The sequence below is a fragment of the Ideonella sp. P3_A4 genome (assembly GCF_056403075.1).
The window spans coordinates 1-7,730 of the sequence record NZ_JBFUGE010000286.1 but is presented as its reverse complement, the minus strand read 5'-3'; the positions used below and the strand labels follow the sequence as shown (position 1 = coordinate 7,730).

Below are 7,730 nucleotides of genomic sequence, written 5' to 3'. Positions count from 1 at the left end.
CCGCAACGTCGATCACACCCTGGTTCAGGTCGCGGATCGAGTGCGAGGAGATCTGCGGCTTGACGGTCACGCGAACCCCGGGGTAGATTTTTTCGAACGCGGTGTCGATGCCCGCGAACAGGCCGACGTCGATCACCGTCGTGATGCCAAGTGTCAACGTGAGCTTGGTTTCGGTCGGCCGCGGCTTGAAACGCACCAGCACTTGTTCCGATTCCCGCAGCAGGGCCCGCGCGTCGGCCAGGAAGCTGTGGCCGGCCTCCGTCAACCGCACGCCTTGCCGATCGCGGTCGAACAGCGAGGCCCCCAGCGCTTCTTCCAGTGACTTGATCTGCCGGCTCAGCGGCGGCTGGGTGATGAACAGGCGCTCAGCCGCGCGCCGAAAGCTCAGTTCTTCGGCGACGGCAATGAAGTACGTCAACTGCCGCAGCTTCAGCTGATGCCTCATCGATCCCCCACTGTGTTTTGATTTGATGCCCGAAAGGTATCAGCAAAAAGAGCATTGGCCTAGCTTTCAAGGTGTACGTATTGTGAGCCTATGGCAAGTACGAACACCCCCATGGACAGCACCACCTACCGCAGCGGCCTCGAATGCCTGCGCCGGATCGAAGGCACCCAACACCCCTCGATCATCGACGGCCTGGCAGACATCGCCCCTGATCTCGCCACGCTGGCGATCAGCTTCGTCTACGGCGAGATCTACCCCCGCGCGCACCTGACGCTGAAAGACAGGCAGCTGATCACGGTGGCCGCGCTGGCCGCCCTGGGCAACGCACGGCCCCAGCTGAAGTTCCACGTCGCCGGGGCACTGAACGTGGGCTGCAGCAGCGAGGAACTGGTCGAGCTGATGATGCACCTCGTGGTCTACGCCGGCTTCCCGGCGGGGCTGAACGGCGTGTTCGCCGCGCAAGAGGTGTTTCGCGAACGCGGCATTGGGCACGCCCCCGCCCCCACGGCGGCTGCCACGGCCGACGCGCCGCCCGACGCGAGGTTCCGCGCCGGATGGGAAGCGCTGATGCACATCGACGGGCACGCAGGCGAGAAGGTGATCGCCTCGCTGGCCGACCTGGCACCCGACCTGGGCCGGTTCATCATCGAGTTCGGCTTTGGCGACATCTACACCCGACCCGGCCTCAACCTGGTCCAGCGCGAGTTGATCACCGTGGCGGCGCTTGCGGYCATGGGCACCGCGGTGCCTCAGTTGAAGGTGCATGTGCACGGCCTGCTGAATGTGGGCGGAACGCGCGAACAACTGGTCGAAGCGCTGATCCACGTCGCCGCGTATGCGGGGTTCCCGGCCGCCATCAACGCACTGCTGGCGGCCAAAGACGTCCTGGCCGAACGCGAGCAAGCGTAAGCAAGAGCCGAGCCTGCGGCGGCCAGCCCCGCCCGATCCCGCCCTGCCCGCATTACCCCCTTCTTTCCCAATGGAGTGAACCATGTCGACTCAAGTTTTGCTGATCACCGAACTAACGCCCAAAGCAGGTGCAACCGGCCGCGTCTCGAGCGCCTGGGCGGCGCTGCCCGCACCAAAGAGCGTCACCCGGCGGCGCGTTTACGAAGCGCTCGACGGCAGCACCGTGCTCGAGCTGTGCGCGCTCGAATCACTGGCCGATGCGGCCACCCTGCCGGCGTGGTGGGCCACCACGTGGGACGCGCTCGGGCACGACATGGCCAGCGACTTTCGGCGTCAGCTGCTGACATTCGTCGAGGCGCCCAAGGACACGTCCGACGCGCTGCCCACCACGCCCTACGTCCAGCTGCGGCACGTTGAGGTGCCACCGGCMAACTTCGTCGACTACCGCGCCTGGCGCGACCGGACGATCTTCGATGTCGTGCGCACGACGCCGCAGGTCGAGGTCTTCCTGGCCTACCACTCGGCCATCAGCACCGAGCCGGGCGTGATGTTCGTGTCGGGCTTCGCCGGGTCGGTCGAAGACTACACCGCGACCTTCAGCTCGCCGCGCTACCAGCAGATCGTCCGCGAGGCGGGCGACCAGTTCATCACCGGCGGCGACCGCGGCCTGTACACCAAGATCTACAAGCACGTGGCTGCGGCCTGAGGGATACGCTCGATGAAGACCCAATCGCACCTCGACCAACCCCACAGCCGCGTGGCCCTCGTGAGCGGCGCCACCGGCGGCATGGGCAGCGCCATCTGCCTGCGGCTGCTGATGGACGGCCTGCGCGTCGTGATGCTCGGCCGCGATGAAGCCAAGCTGGGGCGCGCCAGCCAGGCGCTGGCGAGCACCGAGACCAAGGACCGCTTGTTCACCCAGGTGGTCGACATCGGCAACGCCCAGTCCGTCGACAAGGCCGTGGCGCAGATCGTCACGCGCTTCGGCACCATCACAGACCTGGTGCACGCTGCCGGCGACGGCCCGGTCGCGCCGCTGCTGGAAACCACCGAAGCGATGTGGGACGAAACGGTCGGCGGCAAGCTGCTGGGCACGATCCGGCTGACCCGTGCGGTGGCCGCTGAAATGGTCAACCGGCGATCCGGCCGGGTCGTCGTCGTCAACGGCGTTTTCAGCCAGGAGCCAGACCCGCACTTCCCCATCAACAGCACCGTCAACTGCGGTCTGGCGGGCTTCGCCAAGGCGATCTCGCGTGACCTCGGGCGGCAAGGCATCCGCGTCAACGTGGTCAACCCGGGCGCTACCGCTACCCCGCTGTGGGACGACATCTGCGCCGCGCTGGCAGCCCGCTTCGGCCTGCAGCCCGAAGACGTCAACCGGCAGGTGCAGGAAAAGATCCCGACCGGGCGACTGGCCAGCCCTGCCGACGTGGCCGACGCGGTCGCCTTCTTGTTGTCGCCACGGGCCTGCCACATCAACGGCGCCACGCTGAACGTGGACGGCGGCGCAACCGCAGCGGTCTAGGACGACGCGATGAACGCCTCCCAACCCAACCGGCACGTTGCCGTCGCCCTCATCGCCTGCGCCACGACTTGCCTGGCGGTCGCGTCGGTGTATTCGGCCCAAGCGGTGTTCGGTGACATCGCCGGCAAGTACGGCGTCTCGATCAACGACGCCCGCCTCGCCTTCAGCGTCTGCAGCATCGCCTACGCCCTGGCCTTCTTCGTGCTGGGCCCGCTGTCCGATCTGTTCAGCCCCCGGCGACTCGCCGGCTTGGGGTTGGCGGCGGCGGCCGCCTCCACGCTGCTGGCAGCGCTGACGCCCAACTACATCGGCTTCCTGGTCGCCACGGGGGTGCAWGGCGCTGCCGCTGCGGCGGTGCCAGTCGCGATGTTCGCGCTGATGCCTCGCATCGCCCCCAAGGAACAGATCGGCACGTTCTTCGGCCTGATCATCGCGGCCTCGGTCGTCGGCATCACGCTGGGGCGCGCGGGCATGGCGCTGCTGGCGGCCCATGCCGGCATCGGCGGGGCGCAGATGACCTTGGCGGGCGTCTTGCTGGCCATGGCGGCACTGGCGTGGACGCTGCCTGACGAAACCACCGGCGCCAAGCGAAAGCTCAGTGTCGATGTCTATGCCGAGTCGCTGCGCATGATGGCGGCGCCCGACCTRCTGCGCCCGTTCGCCACCGGCTTTCTGCTCTTCTTCGGCTACCTCGGCACCGTCACCTTCCTGACGCTGCGGCTGCACGAACCGCCGTTCTCGTTCGACAGCGCGACCATCGGATCGATCAGCCTGCTCGGGCTGGGCTCGGTGCTGGGGGCGCCGCTATCCGGCAGGCTGGTCGGGCGCATCGGGTCGCTGGCGGTGGGTGTCACCGGCCTGGCCATCGTCATCGGTGCGATCGCCAGCCTGGTCTGGGCGCAATCGATCACCAGCGTYGGTGTCGGCCTGTTCGCGATCTTTCTCGGCGTGTTCGTCTGCCAGCCCGCGGTGTTCGTTCGGATTGCCGAACGCGTCCCCACCCAGCGGCGCGGCGCGGCATCGTCGCTGTACCTGCTGACCTGCCTGGGCGCCGGCAGCCTGGCCAGCGCCGTCCTCGGGCCGGTGTGGACGTATGCCGGCTGGATCGGGGTCACGTCGGTCTGCGCAGCGGCGGCGGTGATCAGCCTGCTGATCCTGCTCAGCGACGCGGCCGTGCGCGCCGGTGCCGTGGCCCAGAACGCTTGACCCCTCGGGCGACGCCAAGGGATGCGTCGTCGAGATCAACACGAGACCATCGCTCACGATGGCACAGCCAGGAGACAGCCGAGCCTAACGCCACAAGCGTGGGCATTCACCACCTGAATCGAGAAGTTTGTATGAAAACGGTCTTCATCGTAGGCAACAAGTTCAAGGATTTCTGCCGCCACGACGGCGTGATCACGATCAACGAATTCGGCGACATGGCCCGCACCGGCTCGTTCGACCGGCTGCCCGACGGCAGCCATTTGGTCGCGGGCCAGGGCGTGCGCGAGGCCGAGCTGCAGGCGATCTGCGACCAGGCCCAGCACGCGCTGGCGGCACGCAACATCGACATCCGCCCCACCCTGCGTCGCAGCATCCGGGCAAGCCGGCTGCAGACGCACAAGCACCGCATCCAGAACTCGATCATCTCGCACCCCATGCGGGTCGATGAGCACTGCTTCGAAGCTGCGCTGCTGCTGGACGAACGCTCCGAGCTGATGGCCGATCACCAGACCGGCCAGCACATCCAGGGCATGATCCTGATCGAGGCCGCGCGGCAGCTGTTCCTCGCCGTGACCGAGGAATACTTCATCGGCCACACGGTGCACGACCGCTACTACTTCGTCATCAACAGCGTCGACGTCAAGTTCACCGGCTTCGTGTTCCCGCTCGAAGCGACGCTGCGCTACGAGATCCTCTCCAAGGACATCGCCAACCCGGCGCGCATGCGCTTCGACACGCTGATCTCGGTGATGCAGGGCGGCGCCTGCGCGACGCAGATCTCGTTCGGCTTCACGGCCTTTCACGCCACCAAGATCGAAGCCAAGGAGCAGCAACAGGCGCAGGCCCTGCTGCACCTGCATCGCCAGCCGGCACCGAGTCTGGAAGGCGCATCACAGCCGCGGGTCGACGCCGCACGACTCGCCACCGCCTGAGCGGGCCACCTTGCGACCACCAGGGAGCCCCATGACAAACCMAGCGACATACGACCTGAGCCTGACGACGCAAGGGCCGACCTATCCGCCCAGCGAGGTGATGGATGCGGACGGCAACTTCATCGTCATCGGCCGCGTCAACCGGCCGGCCGCAGGCGGCGGAACCACCTCAGAGTGGTCGCGGGCAATCGTCTCGGCCGACAGCGCGCTGCCGCCTTTCGGCCAGAACCTGCCCTACGAGATCGTCCGTGAGCTGCCTGAGCGCCTGAGCCCCGAAGACGAAGCCATGGTGCTGCACACCTTGCCGCTGCCGCTGCCTTGCAACAACTACCCGATGGTGTTTGCGCCGCAGCAATGTCCCGAGGCGAACACACTGGCGCGCCCCAGCTACCCCTTCCACGAAGTGCCGATCCCGGACCTTCGCACTGAAGACGGCCCGAAGGTCACCACGCCCATCACGCTGGGCCAGTGGTGCAAGGCACGGGGCCAGCTGGAGGTTCGCGTGGCGCCGGACCGCCGTTCTGCGGACTTTCAGTTCGAGTTCTCGGGCCTGATCCCGAACAGCCTGTACACGGTGATGTCGCTGCGGCAGCGCGACCTCGACCCACGCGGCCCCACCCGCCCCGGCCCGCTGGGCGTGCCCAACGTTTTCGTCTGCGACGAGCGCGGCGCGGCGCGCTACCACGCCCGCCTGCCCAACCCCTTCCCGGCGGCAGACGAGCCTGGCGCCAACCGCGTGGTGAACGTGGTGGTGCTGTGGATGAGCTACCAGATGAACCGCGGGGGCGCGATCGGCTGGTTCGGCCTGGGCGGCGACATCCATGCCCAGCTCAAGCTGAAAGCACCGGCCTTTGCCGAGTTCGAAACCCATTCCTGATTCGAAGGAMCGCCATGCCATTCATTTCCGTCACCACCTGGCCCACGCTCGGCGACGACAAGAGCAAAGCACTGATCGAAGCCTTGACCCACACCGTGCATGAAGTGACCAACGCACCAATGGACAAGATCATCGTCGTGATCAACGAGATTCCGCAGACCCGTTGGGGCGAAGGCGGTGTGCTGGGCTCGAACCCGGACTTTGCCGAGCTGAGCCGGCGGCGTACCAAGCCCTGAAACCCAACACCACAGAAAACTCAGAGGGGAAAAACAATGATCAAACCTTACGCATTCTTTGATGTCGACGGCACCTTGCTGCGCATCAAGAGCATGTTCAGCTTTCACGAGTTCTGGTATCGCTGCTGGAAGGGGCTGAACGACGAAACCTTCGTCGAAGAGCACAAGGACGTCACGGCGATCCTGCGAGCGCTCACCGAAAGCGACACGCCACGCGAGCTCATCAACCGCCGCTACTACGAGTTCTTCTCCGGCCGGTCGGTCGACGAGGTGGCCAGCTGTGCGCTCGCCTGGACACGCCACGTGACCGCTGACCCCAGGCTCTTCATCAGCGAAGTGATCGAGGAACTCGAATCGCTTCGCGACAAGGGCGTCGAGCCGGTGTTCGTCTCGGGGTCGTTCGTCGAGATCCTTGAGCCGATCGCCGAACACCTCGGTGTCGAACACATGCTCGCCACCCGCCTGTTGCAGGCCGGCGGCAAGTACACCGGGCGCTTCGAAGCCCCGCAGACCATCGGGCAAGGCAAGGCCACGGCCATCGACGCCTTCCTCGCTGAACGCGAGTGCGAAGCCGCCGACTGCTGGGCCTTTGGTGACGACATCTCAGACCTGCCCATGTTGAGCGCCGTGGGGCACCCGGTGGCCGTTGTCGGCGACAGCGCGCTCGGCACCGCCGCCCGGGATCGTGGATGGCGCTGCCTGCACCTGAGCGCATCCGATGAGCAAACCTTGATCCGGTCCAACCTTTCGGCACTGGTGGGAGCAACGATGTGATGACGCGACGACAGGTCTTGACGGCAGTGGGCGCCCTTGCCCCGATGTGCAGCACCGCCGCCACGGCGGCATCGACGCCCTGGCGGCGTGAACGCGTTCTGACCACGGGCCTGTCGTCGCCGGTCGGCATGGCGATCGACCGTGCCGGCCGCCTGCTGGTGGCCAACTGGAGCGCGGGCACGGTGACCGCCACCACCCCGAGCGGTGAAACCACCCAGGTCGCCGCGGGCCTGAACGGGCCTTCGGGCCTGGCGCTCGCGGCGAACGGCGACCTCTTCGTCGCTTCCTACAGCGGCGACCTGGTCTGGCGAATCTCGCCTTCGGGAAAGAAGGAGGTTTTCGTCCGCGGGCTCGGCACACCGGCTGGGCTTTCATTCGATCTCAAGGGCCGCCTGCTGATCGCCAACCGGACGACGCACCAGATCCTGGCTGCCGACACCGCCGGGCGCTTGACGGTGGCGGTCGAGGGTGACCTGCAGACCCCGGTAGGCGCCGTGCAGTTCCCGGACGGCAGTTACGCCGTGTCCAACATCGACGGCGGCGTGGCCTTCGCCGGGCCAGACGGGCGCGCGCGCACTGTCTCGCGCGAGTTCTCACAGCCCGGGCCCGGCATCGCGATGGCCGACGAAGCGTCTGTCTATGTGGTCGACTACGGCGGCACCGAAGTCAAGCACGTCGACAAGAACGGCCGCACCCGCGTGGTCGCCGACGGCTTCAAGAGCCCGGTCGGCCTGGTTGTCTCTGCCGACCGCGCCACCGCGGTGGTGGCCGACTGGGGCTCGAACACGGCCTACGGCCTGAAGATCGGCTCGACATAGGGGAAGGC

10 protein-coding genes are annotated in these 7,730 nt (G+C 66.8%); 9 read left to right on the top strand and 1 reads right to left on the bottom strand.

All coding sequences use genetic code 11. The features are described 5' to 3' along the window. Positions 1-445: LysR family transcriptional regulator (locus AC1DYI_RS21430; RefSeq protein WP_477206157.1), on the bottom strand; the 445-nt coding region annotated here is incomplete at its 3' end. A 111-nt stretch (positions 446-556) separates the two neighbouring features. Here AC1DYI_RS21430 and AC1DYI_RS21425 point away from each other — a divergent pair. The 9 genes from AC1DYI_RS21425 (at position 557) to AC1DYI_RS21385 (ending at position 7,722) form a co-directional block, all read left to right on the top strand. Then, positions 557-1,354, top strand: a complete 798-nt coding sequence (locus AC1DYI_RS21425) for a carboxymuconolactone decarboxylase family protein (RefSeq protein ID WP_477206156.1) — start codon at positions 557-559, stop codon at positions 1,352-1,354. A gap of 82 nt (positions 1,355-1,436) precedes the next feature. Further along, positions 1,437-2,060, top strand: a complete 624-nt coding sequence (locus AC1DYI_RS21420) for a hypothetical protein (protein ID WP_477206155.1) — start codon at positions 1,437-1,439, stop codon at positions 2,058-2,060. Positions 2,061-2,072: 12 nt separating this feature from the next. Beyond that, positions 2,073-2,879, top strand: a complete 807-nt coding sequence (locus tag AC1DYI_RS21415; RefSeq protein ID WP_477206154.1) for an SDR family oxidoreductase — start codon at positions 2,073-2,075, stop codon at positions 2,877-2,879. 9 nt (positions 2,880-2,888) lie between these two features. Then, positions 2,889-4,085 (top strand): MFS transporter, encoded by a 1,197-nt coding sequence (locus AC1DYI_RS21410; RefSeq protein WP_477206153.1) that lies wholly within the window; start codon positions 2,889-2,891, stop codon positions 4,083-4,085. Between the two features lie 131 nt (positions 4,086-4,216). Further along, positions 4,217-5,017, top strand: coding sequence for an AfsA-related hotdog domain-containing protein (locus tag AC1DYI_RS21405; RefSeq protein ID WP_477206152.1), 801 nt, complete (start codon positions 4,217-4,219; stop codon positions 5,015-5,017). A 31-nt stretch (positions 5,018-5,048) separates the two neighbouring features. Continuing rightward, positions 5,049-5,894 carry a hypothetical protein gene (locus AC1DYI_RS21400; protein WP_477206151.1) on the top strand — a complete coding sequence of 282 codons (846 nt, stop codon included), beginning with the start codon at positions 5,049-5,051 and terminating at the stop codon, positions 5,892-5,894. Between the two features lie 14 nt (positions 5,895-5,908). Continuing rightward, a complete protein-coding gene (locus AC1DYI_RS21395) occupies positions 5,909-6,130 on the top strand; it encodes a tautomerase family protein (RefSeq protein WP_477206150.1) in 222 nt (73 codons plus the stop codon). Positions 6,131-6,166: 36 nt separating this feature from the next. Continuing rightward, positions 6,167-6,904, top strand: coding sequence for an HAD family hydrolase (locus AC1DYI_RS21390; RefSeq protein WP_477206149.1), 738 nt, complete (start codon positions 6,167-6,169; stop codon positions 6,902-6,904). Between the two features lie 44 nt (positions 6,905-6,948). Next, positions 6,949-7,722 (top strand): NHL repeat-containing protein, encoded by a 774-nt coding sequence (locus AC1DYI_RS21385; protein WP_477206148.1) that lies wholly within the window; start codon positions 6,949-6,951, stop codon positions 7,720-7,722. The last annotated feature ends 8 nt before the right edge of the window (positions 7,723-7,730 follow it).

What these genes read in the sequence shown, in the direction of transcription:
- AC1DYI_RS21415 (WP_477206154.1), top strand. Translation starts at nt 2,073, where the DNA reads ATGAAGACCCAATCGCACCTCGACCAACCCCACAGCCGCGTGGCCCTC.
- AC1DYI_RS21405 (WP_477206152.1), top strand. Translation starts at nt 4,217, where the DNA reads ATGAAAACGGTCTTCATCGTAGGCAACAAGTTCAAGGATTTCTGCCGC.
- AC1DYI_RS21395 (WP_477206150.1), top strand. Translation starts at nt 5,909, where the DNA reads ATGCCATTCATTTCCGTCACCACCTGGCCCACGCTCGGCGACGACAAG.
- AC1DYI_RS21390 (WP_477206149.1), top strand. Translation starts at nt 6,167, where the DNA reads ATGATCAAACCTTACGCATTCTTTGATGTCGACGGCACCTTGCTGCGC.
- AC1DYI_RS21385 (WP_477206148.1), top strand. Translation starts at nt 6,949, where the DNA reads ATGTGCAGCACCGCCGCCACGGCGGCATCGACGCCCTGGCGGCGTGAA.